Source organism: Sutterella massiliensis, assembly GCF_016899755.1.
GTDB classification, from domain to species: Bacteria; Pseudomonadota; Gammaproteobacteria; order Burkholderiales; family Burkholderiaceae_F; genus Sutterella; species Sutterella massiliensis.
In genome coordinates this window covers 1-977 of sequence record NZ_JACJJC010000134.1, presented here as the reverse complement: position 1 = coordinate 977, position 977 = coordinate 1, and the positions used below count along the sequence as shown (strand labels likewise).

The 977-nt window shown below is 50.8% G+C and carries 1 protein-coding gene; it reads left to right on the top strand.

The genetic code is table 11. The features are described 5' to 3' along the window. Window positions 1–324: 324 nt before the first annotated feature. On the top strand, window positions 325–977 hold a 653-nt coding region (locus H6A60_RS11765; RefSeq protein WP_205104848.1), incomplete at its 3' end, for an IS110 family transposase.

Sequence of the window (977 nt, the reverse complement as noted above, 5' to 3'; positions counted from 1 at the left end):
CCAGCGTTCAGGTCCGCGTGATAACGCTTCCCGGTCTGGAAAGTACACAGGCTGTAGTTCGTCGAATCCCGAACGACCCGCCCTGAGCCGTCGAACGCCAGACGGGAAGTGTTCCACGCACAAACACGGCTCACCCGCATCCCTGTGCGATGCGCCTTGCGCTCAACCATTTCCTGCACGTACTGAGCACGCCAATGGTGCAGGCGCCATCGTTTGGAGCCGCGCTTTCGTCCCTAATGACATGGACCACCCCAAAGACCGAATCGCCACGTTTCAGCGCGACAATGGGGATTAAGAACAACTTCTCTGGAAGAGGTCCATGTCATGTCAAAAAAGAATACTCTCGTAGCGCTGGATCCGTCGATCTCTTATGCCGTCATTGGCTTGGATTTGGCAAAAGCCGACGTTGCGGTTGCAGCAGTTCCTTGTTCGGATGATGAAATAGGTCTGATTGACCGCATGGACTATGAGTCGCTATACGAACAAGCAGCAAAGCTCGAACCCACGCTGTTTGCTATGGAGCCTTGCTGTGGCTACAGCACGATAGCGCTTCGTCTCGAAAGCTTAGGCCATCAAGTCAAAGTTATTTCCGGCAATGCTGTTAAGCATTGGGTCGCTACGCATAGGTCTAGCCAGAAGACTGATTTGAACGATGCGACTGCTCTTGCCAAACTCGCTCTGAACGACAGCGAACTTCGACCCATACGCGTGAAGAACCTATCTGAATGCCGCATCGCAAGCATTCAAGCATCACGCCGGCAACTAAGTACACAAGCTACTGCCACATTGGTCTGCTTCAAGAGTCTTTGTCAATCTTGGGGCGTTGTGATTCCTAAAGGAAGTAAGAGCATCAAAAAACTGACGGATACTGTTGATGCCAATGTTGAGTTACTGGGTATTGACGTTGCGAATACTTTCAAGAGGCTTCTTGAGAACTACAAACGACTCAATGCAGAAATCAATGCAATGGATAAAAC